Source organism: Streptomyces drozdowiczii, assembly GCF_026167665.1.
In the GTDB taxonomy this organism is placed as follows: domain Bacteria; phylum Actinomycetota; class Actinomycetes; order Streptomycetales; family Streptomycetaceae; genus Streptomyces; species Streptomyces drozdowiczii_A.
The window spans coordinates 2,461,491-2,482,570 of sequence record NZ_CP098740.1 but is presented as its reverse complement, the minus strand read 5'-3'; the positions used below and the strand labels follow the sequence as shown (position 1 = coordinate 2,482,570).

The following is a 21,080-nucleotide window of genomic DNA, read 5'->3' as shown; positions in this document are numbered from 1 at the left end:
CCTCCACCCGCCGGGCCCGTACCATGGGAGTAGCCGTGGCGCGTCCGCCCGGCGGGCGTACGAGGACTCAAGACCGACCCAGGCGCCTGAATCCCCGATCCGAGAGAAGCGCAAGCCACACCATGCCCACGCGCCACGACATCCGTAACGTAGCCATCGTCGCCCACGTCGACCACGGCAAGACGACCATCGTCGATGCCATGCTCAAGCAGGCCGGCTCCTTCGCCGCGCACGCCGCCGAGTCGCTCGACGACCGCATGATGGACTCGAACGACCTGGAGCGTGAGAAGGGCATCACGATCCTGGCCAAGAACACGGCCGTGAAGTACCACCCCAAGGATGGCGGCGACGTCATCACCATCAACATCATCGACACCCCCGGCCACGCCGACTTCGGTGGCGAGGTCGAGCGCGGCCTGTCGATGGTGGACGCGGTGGTGCTTCTGGTCGACGCCTCCGAGGGCCCGCTCCCGCAGACCCGCTTCGTGCTGCGCAAGGCGCTCCAGCAGCGGCTGCCCGTCATCCTGTGCATCAACAAGACGGACCGGCCCGACTCCCGGATCGACGAGGTCGTCAACGAGACGTACGACCTCTTCCTCGACCTGGACGCGGACGAGGAGCAGATCGAGTTCCCGATCGTCTACGCGTGCGGCCGTGACGGCATCGCCTCGCTGACCAAGCCGGAGGACGGCACCGTCCCGGCGGACTCCACCAACCTGGAGCCGTTCTTCTCCGCGATCCTGGAGCACGTCCCGGCCCCGACGTACGAGGAGGGCGCGCCGCTCCAGGCCCACGTCACCAACCTCGACGCCGACAACTTCCTCGGCCGTATCGCGCTCCTGCGCGTCGAGCAGGGCGAGCTGCGCAAGGGCCAGACGGTCGCCTGGATCAAGCGCGACGGCTCCATCCAGAACGTGCGCATCACCGAGCTGATGATGACCGAGGCGCTCACCCGCAAGCCCGCCGAGGTGGCCGGCCCCGGTGACATCTGCGCCGTCGCCGGTATCCCGGAGATCATGATCGGTGAGACGCTCGCCGACCCGGAGAACCCGGTCGCGCTGCCCCTGATCACGGTGGACGAGCCCGCGATCTCCATGACCATCGGCACCAACACCTCGCCGCTGGTCGGCCGGGGCGGCACCGGCAAGGGCGCGGACGCCAAGGCCGCGGTCAAGGACCGCAAGGTCACCGCCCGCCAGGTCAAGGACCGCCTGGACCGCGAGCTGATCGGTAACGTCTCGCTGCGCGTCCTGGACACCGAGCGCCCCGACGCCTGGGAGGTGCAGGGCCGCGGTGAGCTGGCGCTGGCCATCCTGGTCGAGCAGATGCGCCGCGAGGGCTTCGAGATGACCATCGGCAAGCCCCAGGTGGTCACGAAGGACGTCGAGGGCAAGACGTACGAGCCCGTCGAGCGCATGACGATCGACGTGCCCGAGGAGCACATGGGCGCCGTCACGCAGCTCATGGGCGTCCGCAAGGGCCGCATGGACAACATGTCGAACCACGGCTCCGGCTGGGTCCGCATGGAGTTCGTCGTCCCGTCCCGCGGCCTCATCGGCTTCCGTACGGAGTTCCTGACGAACACCCGCGGTACGGGTATCGCGCACTCCATCCACGAGGGCCACGAGCCGTGGTTCGGCACCCTGACGACCCGTAACAACGGCTCGCTGGTCGCCGACCGCGCCGGTGCCGTCACCGCCTTCGCGATGACGAACCTCCAGGAGCGCGGCGTGCTGTTCACCGACCCCGGCACCGAGGTGTACGAGGGCATGATCGTCGGCGAGAACTCGCGCTCCGACGACATGGACGTGAACATCACCAAGGAGAAGAAGCTCACGAACATGCGGTCCTCGTCGGCCGACTCGTTCGAGGCGATCGTCCCGCCGCGCAAGCTCTCCCTGGAGCAGTCCCTGGAGTTCTGCCGCGACGACGAGTGCGTCGAGGTGACCCCGGAGGCCGTCCGCATCCGCAAGGTCGTCCTCGACCAGAAGGAGCGCAGCCGCACCGCCTCGCGCGCCAAGCACGGCTGAGCCGGCGCCGGTAGGCGATTTCCGGTCGACGATCCGTCAGCTCCAGGCATTGCCGTGCCCCAGGGCCCTCACAGACACTGTGGGGGCCCTGGGCCGTGGTCAACCGGTTTTAGGCTTGCCTGACCAGCATGTGAGACAGAAACGTCCGATTATCGGAGGTTGCTCTCCGAAACATGTGTTAACAGTCCGTTTCGGGGGTGTCTGTCTGGGATCACTTTGTCCGGATTTTGGTCCGCGCAAGGGTCGGATGTTGTCAAACCGAGACCCTTTAAGTGTGGTTTACGGCCCAGTCGTACTTAATAGTTGGCTCCATTGAGCTCGGGTCAATGGGTCACGCACCGTGGGGAGTGCGCCGACTCACGAGCACACTAAGGGCACTGAAACGATCACCGTCAGGGGTGTCGGTGTATCGACCCAGTGCCCTTCTTGTAGTCAAAAGTGGACTCATGAGGAGGAAACCCATGCGTGGTGCCAAGAGCGCCAAGTGGGTCGCGGGAGCGGCCATCATCGCCCTGGCTGCGACTGCCTGCGGTGGCGGCGACGACGATGCCGACAAGGGCGGCAAGAGCGCCAAGGGCGCGGTGAACCCGGACGGCATCTTCTCCGTCGAGGTCGGCGAGCCGCAGAACCCGCTGCAGCCGGCGAACACGATGGAGTCGAACGGCAGCATCGTCACCGACGCGATCTTCTCGCAGCTGGTGGACTACGACCCGTCCGGCAAGCTTGAGATGATCAACGCCGAGTCCGTCGACACCAAGGACTCGAAGCTCTGGACGGTCAAGCTCAAGAAGGACTGGAAGTTCCACGACGGCACCCCCGTCACCGCCGAGTCGTACATCAAGGCGTGGAACTGGGCCGCCAACATCAAGAACAACCAGACCAACGCGTCCTGGTTCGGCGACATCAAGGGCTACGCGGACGTCCACCCGGAGGACGCGAAGGCCAAGCCGAAGTCGGACACCATGTCCGGTCTGAAGAAGGTGGACGACTACACGTTCACCATCGAGCTGAACGCCCCGCTGCCGTACTTCTCGTACAAGCTCGGCTACACGGTCTTCTCCCCGCTCCCCGAGTCCTTCTACGCGGACCCGAAGGCCGCCGGTGAGAAGCCGGTCGGCAACGGCGCGTACAAGTTCGTCAGCTGGGACCACAAGAAGCAGATCAAGGTCGTCCGCAACGACGACTACAAGGGTCTCGACAAGGCGAAGAACGGCGGTGTGATCTTCAAGAACTACACCACCCTCGAGACCGCCTACGAGGACCTGAAGTCCGGCAACGTCGACGTGCTGCGCCAGATCGGCCCGAAGGACCTCCCGGTCTACCGGTCCGACCTCGGTGACCGCGCCGTGGACAAGCCGTACTCGGCCATCCAGACGATCGCCGTCGCCTTCTACACCAAGCAGTGGAAGGACATCGACCCGAAGGTCCTCCAGGGCCTGTCGATGGGCATCGACCGCGACACGATCACCAAGACCGTGCTCCAGGGCACGCGTGAGCCGGCCACCGGCTGGGTCGCGCAGGGCGTCCTCGGCTTCCAGAAGGACGCCACGGGCGACGTCACCAAGTACGACCCCGCCAAGGCCAAGAAGCTCATCAAGGAAGGCGGCGGCGTTCCGGGCAACAAGATCTCGATCCAGTTCAACGCCGACGGCGGCCACAAGGAATGGGTCGAGGCGGTCTGCAACAGCATCAAGCAGTCCACCGGTGTCAACTGCACCACCGACTCGAAGGCCGACTTCCAGGCCGACACCAACGCCCGTGACGACAAGCAGGTCAAGTCCCTGTACCGCTCCGGCTGGGTGCTCGACTACCCGGTGAACGCCAACTTCATCTCGGACCTGTTCCGTACCGGCGCCGCGGGCAACCAGGGCGACTTCTCGAACAAGGGCCTGGACGCGGAGATCAAGAAGGCCGACTCCGCCGCCTCCCTCGAAGAGTCCGTCGCCGCGTACCAGAAGATCGAGAAGGAGCTGGTGAACTACATGCCCTCCATCCCGCTCTGGTACTACAAGGTCAACGCCGGCTACTCGGAGAAGGTCCAGAACGTCGACTACGCGCAGGACGGCGACCCGATCCTGACGCAGGTCGAGGTCAAGAAGTAATCACACCGACGTAGTCCGCGCGCACGCGCGGGACCGCCTGAAGAACGGTCCCGCGCCTGCCGCACGCAGTGGCCGGGGGCCCTTCCACGCAACCGACCCACCCTCAGGGGCAGTCGGCGCGGGGGAGGGCCCGTCGGCTGCCGCCGCCTATTACATGGAGGCATGATGGGGCGCTATGTCGCACGACGACTGCTCCAGATGATCCCGGTCTTCCTCGGGACAACGCTGCTGATCTTCCTGATGGTCTACACGCTGCCCGGCGACCCCGTGCGCGGGCTCTTCGGGGACAAGGGGGCCGACCCGGCCACTCTGGAAGCGATGCGGCACAAGCTCGGACTGGACCAGCCGATTCTGGTGCAGTACTGGGACTACATGAAGGGCATGCTCCTTCATGGGGACTTCGGTACCCAGATAGCCAGCGGGCGCCCCGTCACGGACGTGCTCGGCGACGCCTTCCCGGTCACGCTGCGACTGGCGGGCATGGCATTCGTCATCGAGATCATCCTCGGCATCGGCCTGGGCATGGTCGCGGGTCTGCGCGCCGGCCGGCTGGCCGACAACGTGGTCCTGATCCTGACGCTGCTGATCATCTCGATCCCCGTCTTCGTGCTGGCGCACATCGTGAAGTCCGTCTTCGCCGACCAGCTGGGGATGATCTCGCCCAACGTCTCGAATGAGGCGACCTGGAGCGAACTACTGACCCCGGCCATCGTGCTCGGCTCGCTCTCCCTCGCGTACGTGGCACGACTGACCCGTACGACGATGGCCGAGAACCTGCGGTCCGACTACATGCGTACGGCCGTCGCCAAGGGACTTCCCAAGCGCCGCATCATCGGTGTGCACCTCATGCGCAACTCGATGATCCCCGTCATCACCTTCCTCGGCACCGACCTGGGCGCCCTCATGGGCGGTGCGGTCGTCACCGAGTCGGTCTTCAACGTCAAGGGGGTCGGCGGCACCATCGTCGACTCGATCACCCGGCGTGAAGGCACCACCCTGGTGGGCCTCGTCACCATCCTGGTGCTCGTCTACCTGTTCATGACCCTGATCGTCGACCTGCTGTACGCGGTCCTGGACCCGAGGATCCGTTATGCCTGACGTGACCAAGACCGCACCCGCGCCCGAGGACGTCCACGGTCCCGTCACGGACCCGACCTCCGTCGCGCAGGCCGCCAAGGCGCGCAGCCTGTGGGGCGACGCCTGGGCCGACCTGCGTCGCAACCCGTACTTCCTGGTGTCGTCCGTCCTCATCGTCATCCTCCTGGTGATAGCCGTCTTCCCCGGCTGGTTCACCGGGGCCTCGGCGACCCACGCGGACCTCGGCAAGCACTTCCTCAAGAAGCCGGAGCTGAGCAAGATCGGCTCCGAGGGCTGGCTCGGATACGACGGGCAGGGCCGCAGCGTCTACGCCCGCGTCATCTACGGCACCCGCGCCTCGATCACCGTCGGCGTCTGCGTCACCGTGCTGGTGACCCTGTTCGGCGGCCTCATCGGCATGCTGTCCGGCTTCTTCGGCGGCTGGGTCGACGCGATCCTCTCGGGCTTCACCAACATCTTCCTGGGCCTGCCCTTCCTGCTCGGCGCGATGGTCGTGCTCCAGTCCTTCAGCGAGCGCAAGGTGTGGGTCGTCGTGCTCGCCCTGGCGTTCCTCGGCTGGACCCAGATCGCCCGTGTCATGCGTGGCGCGGTGATCACCGTCAAGGAGGCCGATTACGTCCAGGCGGCCCGGGCGCTCGGTGCGGGGACCGGCCGGATCATGTTCCGGCACATCCTGCCGAACGTGATGGCGCCGGTGATCGTCGTCGCCACCATCTCGCTGGGTGTGTACATCTCGGCCGAGGCGACCCTGTCGTACCTGGGCCTCGGTCTCGCCGACCCGACCATCTCGTGGGGCATCGACATCTCGACGGGTTCGAGCCAGATCCGGGTGGCGCAGCACATCCTGATCTACCCGTCGATCATGCTCAGCATCACCGTTCTGGCGTTCATCATGCTCGGCGAAGCCGTCCGCAACGCCCTCGATCCGAAGTCGCGATAGGAGGGCGAACGTGGCCACCATCAACAAGACCGCCGAAGTCCCGTCCGCACGCCGGGGTGACGACCACGTCGGTCCCCTGCTCGAAGTCCGTGACCTGCATGTGGAGTTCCACACCCGCGACGGTGTGGCCAAGGCGGTCAACGGGGTCAACTACAGCGTGGACGCCGGCGAGACCCTCGCCGTCCTCGGTGAGTCCGGCTCCGGCAAGTCCGTGACGGCGCAGGCCATCATGGGCATCCTCGACATGCCGCCCGGGAAGATCCCGCAGGGCGAGATCCTCTTCCGCGGCCAGGACATGCTCAAGATGTCCGGCGAGGAGCGCCGGCAGATCCGCGGCCAGAAGATCGCCATGATCTTCCAGGACGCGCTGTCCTCGCTGAACCCGGTCCTCACCGTCGGCTACCAGCTCGGCGAGATGTTCCGGGTCCACCAGGGCCTGACCAAGAAGGAAGCCCGCGCCAAGGCCATCGAGCTGATGGACCAGGTGAAGATCCCGGCCGCCGCGGCCCGGGTCTCGGACTACCCGCACCAGTTCTCCGGCGGTATGCGCCAGCGCATCATGATCGCGATGGCGCTCGCCCTGGAGCCCGACCTGATCATCGCGGACGAGCCGACCACCGCGCTCGACGTGACCGTCCAGGCCCAGGTGATGGACCTGCTCGCGGAGCTCCAGCGCGAGTACAACATGGGCCTGATCCTGATCACCCACGACCTGGGTGTCGTCGCGGACGTCGCCGACAAGATCGCCGTGATGTACGCGGGCCGGATCGTCGAGACCGCCCCGGTGCACGAGATCTACAAGCGCCCCGCGCACCCGTACACCAAGGGTCTGCTGGCCTCGATCCCGCGCCTGGACCAGAAGGGCCAGGAGCTCTTCGCGATCAAGGGCCTGCCGCCCAACCTGCTGCATGTGCCGACGGGCTGCGCCTTCAACCCGCGCTGCACCATGGCCCAGGACATCTGCCGTTCGGACATCCCGCCGCTGCACGCGGTGACCGAGCAGGACGGCACCGAGCTGGCCGGCCGCCGCAGCGCCTGTCACTTCTGGAAGGAGACGATCCATGGCTGACATCTCGAAGGAGTCCGTGGACGCCACCCCCAACGTCTCCGAGGTGGAGACCGTCGACGCGGCGAGCGAGGCGGAGGCCGTAGCCGCCATCGACGCGCCCGTGTCGCAGGGGGAGCCGATCCTCCAGGTGCGCAACCTCGTCAAGCACTTCCCGCTGACGCAGGGCATCCTCTTCAAGAAGCAGGTCGGCGCCGTCAAGGCCGTCGACGGCATCTCGTTCGACCTGTACGCGGGCGAGACGCTGGGCATCGTGGGCGAGTCCGGCTGCGGCAAGTCCACCGTCGCCAAGCTGCTGATGACGCTGGAGCGGGCCACCGCCGGCGAGGTCTTCTACAAGGGCCAGGACATCACCAAGCTGTCCGGCCGCGCCCTGAAGGCCGTCCGCCGCAACATCCAGATGGTGTTCCAGGACCCGTACACCTCGCTGAACCCCCGTATGACGGTGGGCGACATCATCGGCGAGACGTACGAGATCCACCCCGAGGTGGCCCCCAAGGGCGACCGGCGGCGCAGGGTCCAGGAGCTCCTGGACGTCGTCGGCCTCAACCCGGAGTACATCAACCGCTACCCGCACCAGTTCTCCGGCGGTCAGCGCCAGCGCATCGGCATCGCCCGCGGCCTCGCGCTCAACCCGGAGATCATCATCTGCGACGAGCCGGTCTCAGCGCTCGACGTGTCGGTGCAGGCGCAGGTCGTCAACCTGATGGAGAAGCTCCAGGACGAGTTCAACCTGTCCTACCTCTTCATCGCGCACGACCTGTCGATCGTCCGGCACATCTCGGACCGGGTCGGCGTCATGTACCTCGGCAAGATGGCCGAGATCGGTACGGACGTCCAGATCTACGACCACCCGACGCACCCGTACACCCAGGCGCTGCTGTCGGCCGTCCCGGTCCCGGACCCGGAGGCCCGCGAGGGCCGCGAGCGGATCATCCTCACCGGTGACGTCCCGTCCCCGGCCAACCCGCCCTCGGGCTGCCGCTTCCGCACCCGCTGCTGGAAGGCCCAGGACAAGTGCGCCACCGAGGTGCCGCTCCTCGCGGTCCCCGAGCGCTTCAAGACCGCGAAGACGCCGGCCGCCCACGAGTCGGCCTGCCACTTCGCGGAGGAGAAGGACGTGGTCCACGCGGCCTCGTAGCACCGCGCGCGCGACGAAAGGCGCCCCGGAACCGATCGGTTCCGGGGCGCCTTTCCCGTGTACCGGGAACCGGGCTCGCAGGGTGCTCGGGTCAATGGGCCGTTGCGTGCTCGGTTCCCCCGGCCGGAGCCGTACGGCGGGCGAGGACCGGTCGGGTCCCGCGCCGGGCGTACGGCCCCGGGGCCGAGGCGAGGGGTGTCAGCCTCGCGCCTCGCGGTCTTCGGACCCGCCGTCCTTGCGCAGGCTCTTGGCGGGCTCGGGGTCCTCCTTGCGGGCCTGCGGGACGGCGGCCACCGACTGGGTGTCCTCCGGGTAGTGGCAGGCCGTCAGGTGGCCCTCACGGCTGCCGGAGACCCGGACCAGCGGGGGCGCCTCGCTCGCGCACTTGTCCGTGGCCTTCCAGCAGCGGGTGCGGAAGCGGCAGCCCGAGGGCGGATTCACGGGGGACGGGACGTCGCCGGTGAGCCGGATGCGCTCACGGGCCGGCGTGTCGTCCGCGGTCGCCTCGGGCACGGCGGAGAGCAGCGCCCGCGTATAGGGGTGGCGCGGATTCCCGTACAGGTCGTCGCGGTCCGCGATCTCCACGATCCGGCCCAGGTACATCACGGCCACGCGCTGCGAGAAGTGCCGCACCACCGCCAGGTCGTGGGCGATGAACAGGAAGGCGATCCCCAGCTCCTTCTGGAGCTTCTGGAGCAGGTTGACCACCTGCGCCTGGATCGACACGTCCAGCGCCGACACCGGCTCGTCCGCCACGATCAGCTTGGGCTCCAGGGCCAGCGCGCGGGCGACCCCGATGCGCTGGCGCTGACCGCCGGAGAACTCGTGCGGGAAGCGGTTGTAGTGCTCCGGGTTGAGCCCGACCGTCTCCAGCAGCTCCCGCACCCGGGCCTCGCGGCCGCCGGGCGGCTCGATGCCGTTGACCTCCATGGGCGCCGACACGATCTTGCCGACGGTCTGGCGCGGGTTCAGCGAGGCGTACGGGTCCTGGAAGATCATCTGGATCTCGGAGCGGACCGGCGCCAGCTGCTTGCGGGTGGCGTGCGTGATGTCCTGCCCGCGGTAGCTGATCCGGCCCGCGGTCGGTTCGAGGAGCCGGGTGACCAGCCGGCCCGTGGTCGACTTGCCGCAGCCGGACTCACCGACCAGGCCCAGGCTCTCGCCCTCGGCGACGGTGAAGTCCAGCCCGTCCACGGCCTGGACGGCCCCGACGGTCCGCCGGATCGGGAAGCCGCCCTTGATCGGGAAGTGCTTGGTGAGTCCGGAGACGTCCAGGAGGGGATCGGTGCTGCTCATGGTGGGAAAGTCCCGTCTCTTGTACGTCAGTTGGCCCGGGTGCCGGCGAAGTCGGTGAAGAACTCCGCGCGCTGCTCCGGGGTCAGGTGGCAGGCCGCCCCGCGCCCGGACACCAGGTCCAGCGGAGGCTGCTGGGCCGAGCAGCGGTCGCCGCCGACCTGCTCGGTGAAGGAGCACCGCGGGTGGAAGCGGCAGCCGGTCGGCGGGTTGAGGAGGCTCGGCGGAGTACCCGGGATCGGCGAGAGCGGCACGTCCACCGGGCCTTCGAGGGTGGGCATCGAGCCCAGCAGGCCCCAGGTGTACGGGTGCTGGGGCGTGCGCAGCACCTCCTTCTTCGTACCCCGCTCCACACAGCGCCCGCCGTACATCACGAGGACGTCGTCCGCGATGTCGGCGATGACGCCGAGGTCGTGGGTGATGAAGATGATCGAGGTGCCGAACTCCTGCTGGAGGTCCTTGAGCAGGTCCATGATCTGGGCCTGCACGGTGACGTCCAGCGCGGTCGTCGGCTCGTCCGCGATCAGCAGCGCGGGGTCGCAGACCAGCGACATGGCGATCATCGCGCGCTGGCGCATACCGCCGGAGAACTGGTGCGGGTAGTCGTCCACGCGCAGGTTCGGCTGCGGGATGCCCACCTTGGTGAGCATCTCGATCGCCCGCGCCCGGGCCTCCTGCTTGGAGGCGCCGGTGTGCTTGCGGAACGTCTCGCCGATCTGCTTGCCGATGGTGTGGTACGGCGACAGCGAGGCCAGGGCGTCCTGGAAGACCATGGCCATCTTGTTGCCGCGCAGCCGCTCCAGCTCCCGCTCGGAGGCGGCCAGCAGGTCCTGCCCGTCGAGCAGGATCTCGCCCTCGATCTCGGTGTGGTCGGGGTGGTGCAGCCCGAGGATCGCCAGGTTGGTGACGGACTTGCCGGAGCCGGACTCGCCGACGATGCCGAGCGTCTTGCCGCGGTCCAGGTCGAAGGAGAGCCCGTCGACGGCCTTGACCATGCCGTCTTCGCTGGAGAAGTGCACGCGCAGATCGCGTACGGAGAGGAAGGGGGTGCTCATGGGGTCTCTCCCTAGGCGAGGCGGACGCGTGGGTCGATGAAGGCGTAGACGGCGTCGACGATGATGTTGAAGAGGACGATCGCCGCCGCCGCGACCAGGACGACCCCGAGGATCATCGGCAGGTCGTTGTCGTAGACCGCCTTGATCGAGAGGGCGCCGATGCCGTGCAGACCGAAGGTCTTCTCGGTGATGATCGCGCCGCCGAGCAGCAGACCGAGGTCGAGTCCGAAGATGGTGACGATCGGGCCCATCGCGCCGCGCCAGGCGAACCGGAAGAACACGGTGCGCCGGGACAGTCCCTTGGCCCGGGCGGTGCGGACGTAGTCCTCGCTCATCGTCTCCACGAGCTGGGAGCGGGTCATACGCGTGTAGTTGGCGGTGAAGATGAGCGCCAGCACCATCCAGGGCAGCAGCAGTCCGGAGAACCAGCCGGCCGGGTCCTCGGTGAACGCGACGTCCTTGGGACGGCTGAGGATGTGCCACTGGTCGCTGAGGTAGTACATGGCGACCACGCCGACGATGTAGATCTGCATCGAGGAGCCGATCAGGGACGCCGAGGAGGCGACCTTGTCCAGCGTCTTGCCCTGCTTCACGGCGGCCACCATGCCGGTGCCCACACCGAAGAGCACGAAGACGACCGCGCTGCCGACGGAGAGGGAGAGCGTCGTGGGGAGGCGGTCCATGATGGTGGCGAGGACCGGCTCGCGGTTGCGGAACGAGTAGCCCAGGCACGGCGCGGGGCAGTGGCCGAACGAGCTGTAGTCGCGTCCGACGAACACGCCCTCCAGCCAGTGCCAGTACTGCACGGGCAGCGGGTCGGCGATGCCGAGGTTCTGCTTGACCAGCGCCAGCGTCTCCGGCGTGCAGATCTTGCCGCAGGCCGCGCGAGCAGGGTCGCGGGGCGCGACGTAGAAGAGGACGAAGGTGATGGCACTGATGATCAGCAGGATGACCAGTGCGCCGATTGCCCGGCGGATGAGGAAGCGGAACATGGCGATGGATTTCCCTGGCAGACGCCGACGAGGGGGAGGGGAGCGGGCGGGGCGCCGCGGGGGCGCCCCGCCTCGGGGGGTGTCGGCTACGCCTTCACGAAGAGCTTGTAGAAGATGGCCGAGGAGTACTGCGGGTGGAACATGGCGCCGCCGACCTTCGAGCCGTACAGGTAGAAGCGGCGCTGGAACGTCTCGGGGATGATCGGCGCCTCCTCCGTCATGATCCGCTTGTCGAGCGCGGCCCACTGCTTGCCGGCCTCGACCGGGTCCGCGATGGTGACGTTCTTCTTGATGGCCTCGTTGACCCAGTCGACGTTCAGCTGCGAGATGTTGTTCGCGCCGTCCGCGATGGTGCCGCCGTCGAACAGGGGCTGCATCAGGGTGTAGCCGGTCGGCCAGTCCGGGGCCCAGCCGAACCACATCACGTCGAACTTGTTGTCGATCTTCTGGACGCCGTCGTAGTAGCTGGTGGACTCCAGCGGCTTGAGAACGGGCTCGAAGCCGGCGGCCTTGAGGGCGTTCTCGATGACGACCTTGGTCTTGTCGTAGGTGTTGCTCTGCGGGAAGGCGTAGACGATCTTCTGCCCCTCCTTGCCCGCCTCCTTCAGCAGCGCCTTCGCCTTCTCCGGGTCGCCCTGCGGCTTCTTCAGCTTGCCGTAGACGTCGTCCTTGGCGTAGCCCAGGATGTCGGGGCTCAGGATGGACGTGGCGTAGTCGCCGGCCGAGGGGCCACCGTAGATCTTGCGGATCTGCTCCAGCGGCCACGCGTGGATCAGGGCCTGGCGCACCTTCACGTCGGTGATGCGCTTGGTGTTGATCGCGTAGTAGTAGATGCCGGTGAGCAGACCGTTGAAGGTGCGCTTCTTCAGCTCGGGGTCGGTCAGGACCTTCTGGATGCGCTCGGCCGGGACACCGCTGTACGCCATGACGGCGTACTGGTCGTCGCCGCTGTCGGCGATCAGGCGGTCGGTCGCCTGGAGCGACTCGGGGCCGAACTCGTAGACGATGCTGTCCGGGTACGCGTTGCGGATCGCGTCGTTGTTCGGGTCCCAGTGCTCGTTGCGGACCAGGGTCATCGACTTGTCGACGGAGTGCGACTTGATGCGGTACGGGCCGCAGGAGACCGGGTCCTTGTCGTACTTCTCCTTGCTGTCGCCCTTGACCGGGACGGCGCCGTAGGAGCTCATCGCCAGGGTGAAGTTGAAGTCCGGGCGGGCCTCGGCCAGCTTGAAGGTGATGGTCTTCGCGGCCTTGTCGATCACGACCGAGTCGAGGTGCTTGCCGCTGAACGGGCCCTTGTACTTCCCGCGGAAGTCCGTGGTGCCGGTGAGCGCCTGCTGGGCGTAGCCGGCGCCCTCGGTGGTGAAGCCGGCGAAGCCGCGCTCGATGCCGTGGCGCACGTCCTCGACGGTGAGCTCCTTGCCGTCCTCCCACTTGAGGCCGTCCTTGAGCGTGAACTCCCAGGTCTTGCCGCCGTCCTTGGTGGTGCCCGGGTCGGTGGCGAGGTCGCCGACGAGCTTCATCGAGCCGTCGGAGGCGATCTTGTAGCCGGTCAGGCAGCGGATGAAGAGGTCACCGACCGCGGAGTTCCACGAGAAGTAGATGCGCTGCGGGTCCAGGTGCGAGAAGTCGTCCGGCGCGATGCCGCGGATCGTCCCGCCCTTCTTGGCGCCGGGGATCTCCGGAGCGGCGCCCGCGGAGTCCTCCTTGGTGCCGACGACCACCGAGCCGGTGTACTTGTCGGCGCCGCCGTGGCCCTTGCTCTTGTCGCCCTTGCCGGCGGTGGAGCTGCCGCTGCTGCAGGCGGTGAGCACCATCGAGCCGCCGGCCGCGACCGACGTGGCGATGACGAAGTTTCTGCGGGAGAGAGACATGGCTTCCTGCTCTGGTCGAGTGGAGAAACGGTGGATCCGGGTGGGCCCCGTCGCCCGTCCGGAGTACGGCGGATTCAGCGCTTGGTCTTGGGGTCCAGCGCGTCGCGCACGGAGTCGCCGAGGAGGTTGAAGGCGATCACGAAGATCACCATCGACGCGCCGGGGAAGAGCATGAAGGTGATGTCGCTCTGGTAGACGTCCGAGCCGCGCTGGATCATCACGCCCCAGTCCGGGGTCGGTGACGTCAGTCCGACGCCGAGGAAGGCGAGACCCGCCTCCGCCGTCACGTACGCGGGCAGCGCGAGCGTGGCCTGGATCAGGATCGGCGTCCAGAGGTTGGGCAGCAGTTCCTTGAAGATGATCCGCGCCGGGGACGCGCCGGTGACCTTGGCGGCCTCCACGAACTCGCGCTCGCGCAGGGCCAGTACCTCACCGCGCAGCAGACGGGCGATGGAGGCCCAGCCGAAGGCGGTCATGACCGAGATGAGGGTGACCACGGTCAGCCAGACCGGGGTGTTCTCCTCCGGGTCGACCAGGATCGAGAGCAGTACGGGCCAGAAGGCGATGAAGAAGAGCGTGGAGGGGAAGGCCAGCAGGATGTCGATGACCCGGCCGACCAGGTAGTCCGTCTTGCCCCCGAGGTAGCCCGCGGTGATGCCGATCGCGATGCCGATCACGGTGACGAGCAGCGTGGTGGCGGCGGCGATGAGCAGGGAGTTGCGGATGCCGTAGAGCAGGAAGGTGAAGACGTCCCGGCCGAGGCCGGGCTCGATGCCGAACCAGAAGTCGCCGCTGATGCCGCCGTTGGGGAGGACCGGGGAGCCGAAGTCGTCCAGCAGGCTGGTGTCGTTCTGCCCGTACGTCGTGTACGGGTCCTTTCCGTACAGCTTCGCGATCAGCGGTGCGGCAATGCCCACCACGAAGAAGAAAATGACCACATACGCGGAAATCACGCCGGTACGGTCCCGCTTGAAGCGGCGCCAGGCGAGCTTTCCGGGCGACCGGCCGTCGCCTCCCTTGCCGGCGGAGGACTCCGGCGGAAGGGCCGCCGTCACATCCGCCGCCTCAAGAGGGGCTGCTGCGTTCGAGGTTGGAATCGTCATGGTGCTCCTGGCCCGGAGGGTCGAAGGACTCCGCAGGGCACACCCACGGGCTACCCGGACTTTTTCAACGCAATTCACGCAGGGTCAATGAATGTCGAGCCGCCTTGGTCCGCTCTTTGGCACCTTGACTCATTCATGACCTTCTCATGGTGAGTCTTTTGCCTTGCGTTTGCTCTTTCCGGGGCATATTGGCCTGCAATTCAATCCAATCCGGGCATTGAGTCCGATATCCGGGCGGCATTGTCTCGGAATTCGTACATCCGGATGTGGTGCTATGCGGCCGATGCCGGTTCGTTGCCCCGTCGTTATCGCTTCGCCGCTCGTCAGAGGGGGTGGAGGGGCTTGCCCGGGTGTCGCGCCCGCGTCCGGAATCCGGTGTCCGGGGCGCGTACGCCGACGACCGGACGGGTGCCGCCGTGCCCGAATGGGGGGAGTAGATATGCATACGCCCCGCTCTGAGGTGATATTTGACCTCACGTAAGCCGGAGCACAATGAGGAGGCACTCCATGCGCGGAGCCACACACGTCAAGTGGGCCGCATGCGCGGCGGCCGTCGCCCTGGCGGCGACGGCCTGCGGCGGGGGCGACAGCGGTGGCGGTGGAGGTGGCGCCGACGGGATCGTCAGCTCGTCCTGGGGTGACCCGCAGAACCCGCTGGAGCCGGCCAACACCAACGAGGTGCAGGGCGGCAAGGTGCTCGACATGATCTTCCGGGGTCTGAAGAAGTACGACCCGAAGACCGGCGAGGCCACCAACATGCTCGCCGAGAAGATCGAGACCAAGGACAACCAGAACTTCACCGTCACGGTGAAGGACGGCTGGACCTTCAGCAACGGCGAGAAGATCACCGCCAAGTCCTTCGTGGACGCCTGGAACTACGGCGCCCTCCTCAAGAACAACCAGAAGAACGCCTACTTCTTCGGCTACATCGACGGCTACGACAAGGTCCACCCGGAGTCCGGGAAGGCCAGTGCGACCAAGCTGTCCGGCCTCAAGGTCGTGGACGACAAGACCTTCACGGTCAAGCTGTCGCAGAAGTTCTCGCTGTGGCCCGACACCCTCGGCTACCCGGCCTTCGCCCCGCTCCCCAAGACCTTCTTCACCGACCACTCCGCCTGGTTGTCCAAGCCCATCGGCAACGGCCCGTACACCATCGACAAGTACACCAAGGGCTCCTCGATGAGCCTGCGCAAGTGGGACGACTACCCCGGGGACGACAAGGCGCAGAACGGCGGCATCGACCTCAAGGTCTACACCGACAACAACACCGCCTACACCGACCTGACGGCCGGCAACCTCGACCTCGTGGACGACGTGCCCGCCTCGCAGCTGAAGAACGTCAAGTCGGACCTCGGCGACCGGTACATCAACACCCCGGCCGGCATCATCCAGACCCTCGCCTTCCCGTTCTACGACAAGAACTGGAACACCGCCGGCGCCGTCAAGGTCCGCCAGGGCCTGTCGATGGCGATCAACCGGGCGCAGATCACCGACCAGATCTTCCAGAAGACCCGCACCCCCGCCTCCGACTGGACCTCCCCGGTCCTCGGCGAGGACGGCGGCTTCAAGAAGGGCCTCTGCGGCAAGGAGTGCACGTACAACGCCGCCGAGGCCAAGAAGATGATCGAGGACGGCGGCGGCATCCCGGGCGGCCAGCTCAAGATCTCGTACAACGCGGACACCGGCTCGCACAAGGAGTGGGTCGACGCCGTCTGCAACAGCATCAACAAGGTCATGGGCAACAACAAGGCGTGCGTGGGCGCCCCCGTCGGCACCTTCGCCGACTTCCGCAGCCAGGTCTCCCAGCAGAAGCTGCACGGCGCCTGGCGCGCGGGCTGGCAGATGGACTACCCGCTCATCCAGAACTTCCTCCAGCCGGTGTACTACACCAACGCCTCGTCCAACGACGGCAAGTGGAACAACAAGCAGTTCGACGACCTCGTGGACAAGGCCAACGCCGAGTCCGACAAGGCCAAGGCCGTCTCCACCTTCCAGGACGCCGAGAAGGTCATGGTCCAGCAGATGCCCGTCATCCCGCTCTGGTACCAGAACGGCAGCGCCGGCTACTCGGAGAACGTCACCAACGTCTCGCTGAACCAGTTCAGCGTCCCGGTGTACGAGCAGATCAAGGTCAAGTAAGGGACGGAGCCGGGCGACCGTGCGGTGACGCACCGGCCGCCCGGCTTCCCCGTCCCCCGACTCCCGAGCCTCCGCCCCCGCGACCCCCGGAGCCCTTCATGGGACGTTATGTGATCCGGCGGCTGCTGCAGATGATCCCGGTCTTCTTCGGCACCACGCTGTTGATCTTCCTGATGGTGAACGTGATGGGTGACCCCATCGCCGGTCTCTGCGGCGACCGCCAGTGCGACCCGGCGACCGCCGCCCAACTCCGCACGGAATTCGGCCTCGACAAGCCGGTGTGGCAGCAATACCTCACCTACATGGGCAACGTCTTCACCGGCGACTTCGGCACCGCGTTCAACGGGCAGAAGGTCACCGAGCTGATGGGCACCGCCTTCCCCATCACCATCCGCCTCACCCTCGTCGCGATCGTCTTCGAGATCGTGATCGGCATCAGCCTCGGCGTGGTCACGGGGCTGCGCCGCGGCCGGCCGGTCGACACCACCGTCCTCATCCTGACGCTGGTCGTGATCTCCATCCCGACCTTCGTGACCGGTCTGCTGCTCCAGCTGCTCCTGGGCGTCGAGTGGGGCGTCATCAAACCGTCCGTCTCGCCCGAGGCCCCCCTGAACGAGCTGCTCATCCCGGGCCTGGTGGTCGCCTCCGTCTCGCTGGCGTACGTCACCCGGCTCACCCGGACGTCGATCGCCGAGAACACCCGCGCCGACTACGTCCGCACCGCCACCGCCAAGGGGCTGCCCCGGCGCCGCGTGGTCATCCGCCACCTGCTGCGCAACTCGCTGATCCCCGTCGTCACCTTCATCGGTACGGACGTGGGCGCCCTGATGGGCGGGGCGATCGTCACCGAGCGGATCTTCAACATCCACGGCGTCGGCTACCAGCTCTACCAGGGCATCCTGCGCCAGAACTCGCAGACCGTGGTCGGCTTCGTCACCGTCCTGGTGCTGGTCTTCCTGGCGGCCAACCTGATCGTCGACCTCCTCTACGCCGTACTCGACCCGAGGATCCGCTATGCCTGAGCAGACACCGGACGAGGCGATCTCGGCCGCCGGAGCCGGCGGGCCCACGGACCTCGCGCTCGCGGAGGGCGACAGCCTGGAGAAGACCCCCGGCGGCCCCGACGGGACCGGACCCGACACCAGACCGCAGAGCCTGTGGTCCGACGCCTGGCGCGACCTGCGCCGCAACCCGGTCTTCATCATCTCCGCGCTGATCATCCTGTTCCTGGTGGTCATCTCGATCTGGCCGCAGCTCATCGCCTCCGGCGACCCGCTCGACTGCGACCTCGGCAAGGCCCAGCAGGGCTCCCAGCCCGGCCACCCCTTCGGCTACGACGGACAGGGCTGCGACGTCTACACCCGCGTCGTCTACGGCGCCCGCAACTCCGTCACCGTCGGCATCTGCTCCACCCTCGGCGTCGCCCTGATCGGCAGCGTCCTCGGCGGCCTCGCGGGGTTCTTCGGCGGCTGGTGGGACGCGATCCTGTCCCGGCTCACCGACATCTTCTTCGGCATCCCCGTCGTCCTCGGCGGCCTGGTCTTCCTCTCCGTGGTGACCAGCTCCACCGTCTGGCCGGTGATCGGCTTCATCGTCCTGCTCGGCTGGCCGCAGATCGCCCGCATCGCCCGCGGCTCCGTCATCACCGCCAAGCACAACGACTACGTCCAGGCCGCCCGCGCCCTCGGCGCCTCCAACGGCCGGATGATGCTGCGCCACATCGCGCCGAACGCCGTCGCCCCGGTCATCGTCGTCGCGACCATCGCGCTGGGCACGTACATCTCGCTGGAGGCGACCCTGTCGTTCCTCGGCGTCGGCCTGAAGCCGCCCGCCGTCTCCTGGGGCATCGACATCTCCGCCGCGTCGCAGTACATCCGCAACGCCCCGCACATGCTCCTCTGGCCCGCCGGCGCGCTGGCCGTCACGGTGCTGGCCTTCATCATGCTCGGCGACGCGGTGCGCGACGCCCTCGACCCCAAGCTGCGCTGAGGAGTCCGCTGCCATGTTGCTCGAAGTGCGCGATCTGCATGTGGAGTTCCACACCCGGGACGGGATCGTCAAGGCCGTCAACGGGGTCAACTACTCGGTGGCCGAGGGCGAGACGCTCGCGGTGCTCGGCGAATCGGGCTCCGGCAAGTCGGTCACCGCACAGGCGGTCATGGGCATCCTCGACATGCCCCCCGGGAAGATCCCGCGGGGCGAGATCCTGTTCCAGGGCCGCGATCTGCTGACGATGAAGAAGGAGGAGCGCCGGAAGATCCGCGGCCAGGAGATGGCCATGATCTTCCAGGACGCGCTGTCCTCCCTCAACCCCGTCCTGACCGTCGGCGAGCAGCTCGGCGAGATGTACGTCGTGCACCGCGGGATGTCCCGCAAGGACGCGAGGGCCAAGGCCGTCGAGCTGATGGACCGGGTGCGCATCCCGGCCGCCAAGGAGCGGGTGGGCAACTACCCGCACCAGTTCTCCGGCGGCATGCGCCAGCGCATCATGATCGCCATGGCGCTCGCCCTGGAGCCCTCCCTGATCATCGCGGACGAGCCGACCACCGCCCTCGACGTCACCGTCCAGGCCCAGGTGATGGACCTCCTCGCGGAGCTCCAGCGCGAACTGAACATGGGCCTGATCCTCATCACCCACGACCTCGGCGTGGTGGCCGACGTCGCCGACAAGATCGCCGTGATGTACGCGGGCCGCATCGTCGAGACCTCGCCGGTGCACGACATCTACAAGGCGCCCGCCCACCCGTACACCAAGGGCCTGCTGGCCTCGATCCCGCGCCTGGACCAGAAGGGCCAGGAGCTGTACGCGATCAAGGGACTGCCGCCCAACCTGCTGCACATCCCGCCCGGCTGCGCCTTCAACCCGCGCTGCCCGATGGCCCAGGACGTCTGCCGCACCGACGTGCCGCCGCTGTACGACGTGGCCGAGCACCGACAGAGCGCCTGCCACTTCTGGAAGGAGACGCTCGATGCACGCTGACCACTCGGGGCGCAAGGAAGCGCGCGAGGAGGGCGAGACCGCGCGCACCCTGCTGTCCAAGTCGCGCCAGGAGAGCGCGTACGCGGGCGGCGAACCGATCCTGGAGGTGCGCGACCTCGTCAAGCACTACCCGCTGACCCAGGGCATCCTCATCAAGAAGCAGGTCGGCGCGGTCAAGGCCGTCGACGGGGTCACCTTCGACCTCGGGGCCGGCGAGACCCTGGGCGTCGTGGGGGAGTCCGGCTGCGGCAAGTCGACGGTCGCCCGGCTGCTCGTGCAGCTGGAGAAGCCGACGGCCGGCGCCATCCGGTACAAGGGCGAGGACATCACCAAGCTCTCCGGCCGCGCGCTCAAGGCCGTCCGCCGCAACATCCAGATGGTGTTCCAGGACCCGTACACCTCGCTCAACCCGCGCATGACGGTCGGCGACATCATCGGGGAGCCGTACGAGATCCACCCGGAGGTCGCGCCCAAGGGCAGCCGGCGCCGCAAGGTGCAGGAACTGCTCGACGTCGTCGGGCTCAACCCGGAGTACATCAACCGCTACCCGCACCAGTTCTCGGGCGGTCAGCGCCAGCGCATCGGCATCGCCCGCGGCCTCGCGCTCAACCCGGAGATCATCGTCGCCGACGAACCGGTCTCCGCGCTCGACGTCTCCGTCCAGGCGCAGGTCGTCAACCTGCTGGACCGGCTCCAGGCCGAGTTCAACCTGAGCTATGTCTTCATCGCGCACGACCTGTCCATCGTGCGGCACATCTCCGACCGGGTCGGCGTGATGTATCTGGGCCGGTTCATCGAGATCGGCACCGACGCGGAGATCTACGACCACCCCACCCACCCGTACACCCAGGCGCTGCTCTCCGCCGTGCCGGTGCCGGACCCCGCGGCGCGGGAGTTCCGCGAGCGGATCATCCTGCACGGCGACGTGCCCTCGCCCGCCAATCCGCCCTCGGGCTGCCGTTTCCGCACCCGCTGCTGGAAGGCCCAGGAGCGGTGCGAGCTGGAGGTGCCGCTGCTGGCGGTCCCGGCGGCCTTCCTGGAGGTGGACACCCCGGCCCGGCACCCCTCCGCCTGCCACTTCGCGGAGGAGAAGCGGGTGGTCCCGCCGGAGGGCACCCTCGACTCGGTGCCGGGGGAGGGCGGCCAGGAGGAGGCGGCCGCGCGGGCCGCGGACGCGGCGGAGGAGGCCCCGGAGCGGCCCGGACCGGCGGACCGCGACGAGGGACCGCCCCCACCCTCCGGGAGCAGCCGGGCCGTCTGACGCGGC

Annotated in this window: 16 protein-coding genes; 11 read left to right on the top strand and 5 right to left on the bottom strand. The window is 67.6% G+C overall.

The genetic code is table 11. From position 1 onward, the window contains the following. The first annotated feature begins 122 nt into the window (after window positions 1-122). The 6 genes from typA (at window position 123) to NEH16_RS10950 (ending at window position 8,377) form a co-directional block, all read left to right on the top strand. Window positions 123-2,030, top strand: a complete 1,908-nt coding sequence (gene typA, locus NEH16_RS10975) for a translational GTPase TypA (RefSeq protein WP_073964160.1) — start codon at window positions 123-125, stop codon at window positions 2,028-2,030. 461 nt (window positions 2,031-2,491) lie between these two features. Then, entirely contained in the window at window positions 2,492-4,132 is a 1,641-nt protein-coding gene (locus tag NEH16_RS10970) for a peptide ABC transporter substrate-binding protein (protein ID WP_265541703.1), read from the top strand. A 165-nt stretch (window positions 4,133-4,297) separates the two neighbouring features. Next, the gene (locus NEH16_RS10965; protein ID WP_265547141.1) at window positions 4,298-5,230 is read left to right on the top strand and encodes an ABC transporter permease; all 933 of its coding nucleotides are present in this window, start codon (window positions 4,298-4,300) and stop codon (window positions 5,228-5,230) included. Then, the gene (locus NEH16_RS10960) at window positions 5,223-6,170 is read left to right on the top strand and encodes an ABC transporter permease (protein WP_265541702.1); all 948 of its coding nucleotides are present in this window, start codon (window positions 5,223-5,225) and stop codon (window positions 6,168-6,170) included. Before NEH16_RS10965 ends, NEH16_RS10960 begins: the two co-directional genes overlap by 8 nt. A 10-nt stretch (window positions 6,171-6,180) precedes the next feature. Beyond that, a complete protein-coding gene (locus NEH16_RS10955; protein ID WP_073964156.1) occupies window positions 6,181-7,239 on the top strand; it encodes an ABC transporter ATP-binding protein in 1,059 nt (352 codons plus the stop codon). Further along, the gene (locus NEH16_RS10950; RefSeq protein WP_265541699.1) at window positions 7,232-8,377 is read left to right on the top strand and encodes an ABC transporter ATP-binding protein; all 1,146 of its coding nucleotides are present in this window, start codon (window positions 7,232-7,234) and stop codon (window positions 8,375-8,377) included. The genes NEH16_RS10955 and NEH16_RS10950 overlap by 8 nt, the downstream gene beginning before the upstream one ends. 198 nt (window positions 8,378-8,575) lie before the next feature. Here the strand turns inward: NEH16_RS10950 and NEH16_RS10945 are convergent, their stop codons facing one another. From NEH16_RS10945 to NEH16_RS10925, 5 genes are all read right to left on the bottom strand, one after another. Beyond that, window positions 8,576-9,673, bottom strand: a complete 1,098-nt coding sequence (locus NEH16_RS10945) for an ABC transporter ATP-binding protein (protein WP_265541697.1) — start codon at window positions 9,671-9,673, stop codon at window positions 8,576-8,578. A gap of 26 nt (window positions 9,674-9,699) precedes the next feature. Further along, a complete protein-coding gene (locus tag NEH16_RS10940) occupies window positions 9,700-10,725 on the bottom strand; it encodes an ABC transporter ATP-binding protein (protein WP_265541695.1) in 1,026 nt (341 codons plus the stop codon). A gap of 11 nt (window positions 10,726-10,736) precedes the next feature. Continuing rightward, complete coding sequence (locus NEH16_RS10935) at window positions 10,737-11,717, bottom strand: ABC transporter permease (protein WP_265541693.1); 981 nt, start codon at window positions 11,715-11,717, stop codon at window positions 10,737-10,739. An 86-nt stretch (window positions 11,718-11,803) separates the two neighbouring features. Then, window positions 11,804-13,591: an ABC transporter substrate-binding protein gene (locus NEH16_RS10930; protein ID WP_265541691.1), complete on the bottom strand. Its 1,788-nt coding sequence runs from the start codon at window positions 13,589-13,591 to the stop codon at window positions 11,804-11,806. A 74-nt stretch (window positions 13,592-13,665) separates the two neighbouring features. Continuing rightward, window positions 13,666-14,694, bottom strand: a complete 1,029-nt coding sequence (locus NEH16_RS10925) for an ABC transporter permease (protein WP_265541689.1) — start codon at window positions 14,692-14,694, stop codon at window positions 13,666-13,668. A gap of 507 nt (window positions 14,695-15,201) precedes the next feature. On the opposite strand from NEH16_RS10925, the gene NEH16_RS10920 reads away from it, so the two are divergent. From NEH16_RS10920 to NEH16_RS10900, 5 genes are all read left to right on the top strand, one after another. Further along, window positions 15,202-16,833: a peptide ABC transporter substrate-binding protein gene (locus NEH16_RS10920; RefSeq protein ID WP_265541687.1), complete on the top strand. Its 1,632-nt coding sequence runs from the start codon at window positions 15,202-15,204 to the stop codon at window positions 16,831-16,833. A gap of 98 nt (window positions 16,834-16,931) precedes the next feature. After that, the gene (locus NEH16_RS10915) at window positions 16,932-17,855 is read left to right on the top strand and encodes an ABC transporter permease (protein ID WP_073964148.1); all 924 of its coding nucleotides are present in this window, start codon (window positions 16,932-16,934) and stop codon (window positions 17,853-17,855) included. After that, window positions 17,848-18,822: an ABC transporter permease gene (locus NEH16_RS10910; protein WP_073964147.1), complete on the top strand. Its 975-nt coding sequence runs from the start codon at window positions 17,848-17,850 to the stop codon at window positions 18,820-18,822. Before NEH16_RS10915 ends, NEH16_RS10910 begins: the two co-directional genes overlap by 8 nt. Window positions 18,823-18,835: 13 nt before the next feature. Beyond that, window positions 18,836-19,813 carry an ABC transporter ATP-binding protein gene (locus tag NEH16_RS10905; protein ID WP_265541683.1) on the top strand — a complete coding sequence of 326 codons (978 nt, stop codon included), beginning with the start codon at window positions 18,836-18,838 and terminating at the stop codon, window positions 19,811-19,813. Further along, window positions 19,803-21,074 (top strand): ABC transporter ATP-binding protein, encoded by a 1,272-nt coding sequence (locus tag NEH16_RS10900; protein WP_073964145.1) that lies wholly within the window; start codon window positions 19,803-19,805, stop codon window positions 21,072-21,074. The genes NEH16_RS10905 and NEH16_RS10900 overlap by 11 nt, the downstream gene beginning before the upstream one ends. Window positions 21,075-21,080: the final 6 nt, after the last annotated feature.

Bases quoted from the DNA above. Each gene is read 5' to 3' on its own strand.
- NEH16_RS10930 (WP_265541691.1), bottom strand. From the start codon at position 13,591: ATGTCTCTCTCCCGCAGAAACTTCGTCATCGCCACGTCGGTCGCGGCC.
- NEH16_RS10965 (WP_265547141.1), top strand. From the start codon at position 4,298: ATGGGGCGCTATGTCGCACGACGACTGCTCCAGATGATCCCGGTCTTC.
- NEH16_RS10970 (WP_265541703.1), top strand. From the start codon at position 2,492: ATGCGTGGTGCCAAGAGCGCCAAGTGGGTCGCGGGAGCGGCCATCATC.
- NEH16_RS10915 (WP_073964148.1), top strand. From the start codon at position 16,932: ATGGGACGTTATGTGATCCGGCGGCTGCTGCAGATGATCCCGGTCTTC.
- NEH16_RS10910 (WP_073964147.1), top strand. From the start codon at position 17,848: ATGCCTGAGCAGACACCGGACGAGGCGATCTCGGCCGCCGGAGCCGGC.
- typA (WP_073964160.1), top strand. From the start codon at position 123: ATGCCCACGCGCCACGACATCCGTAACGTAGCCATCGTCGCCCACGTC.
- NEH16_RS10935 (WP_265541693.1), bottom strand. From the start codon at position 11,717: ATGTTCCGCTTCCTCATCCGCCGGGCAATCGGCGCACTGGTCATCCTG.
- NEH16_RS10905 (WP_265541683.1), top strand. From the start codon at position 18,836: ATGTTGCTCGAAGTGCGCGATCTGCATGTGGAGTTCCACACCCGGGAC.
- NEH16_RS10945 (WP_265541697.1), bottom strand. From the start codon at position 9,673: ATGAGCAGCACCGATCCCCTCCTGGACGTCTCCGGACTCACCAAGCAC.
- NEH16_RS10920 (WP_265541687.1), top strand. From the start codon at position 15,202: ATGCGCGGAGCCACACACGTCAAGTGGGCCGCATGCGCGGCGGCCGTC.
- NEH16_RS10925 (WP_265541689.1), bottom strand. From the start codon at position 14,694: ATGACGATTCCAACCTCGAACGCAGCAGCCCCTCTTGAGGCGGCGGAT.
- NEH16_RS10940 (WP_265541695.1), bottom strand. From the start codon at position 10,725: ATGAGCACCCCCTTCCTCTCCGTACGCGATCTGCGCGTGCACTTCTCC.
- NEH16_RS10950 (WP_265541699.1), top strand. From the start codon at position 7,232: ATGGCTGACATCTCGAAGGAGTCCGTGGACGCCACCCCCAACGTCTCC.
- NEH16_RS10960 (WP_265541702.1), top strand. From the start codon at position 5,223: ATGCCTGACGTGACCAAGACCGCACCCGCGCCCGAGGACGTCCACGGT.
- NEH16_RS10900 (WP_073964145.1), top strand. From the start codon at position 19,803: ATGCACGCTGACCACTCGGGGCGCAAGGAAGCGCGCGAGGAGGGCGAG.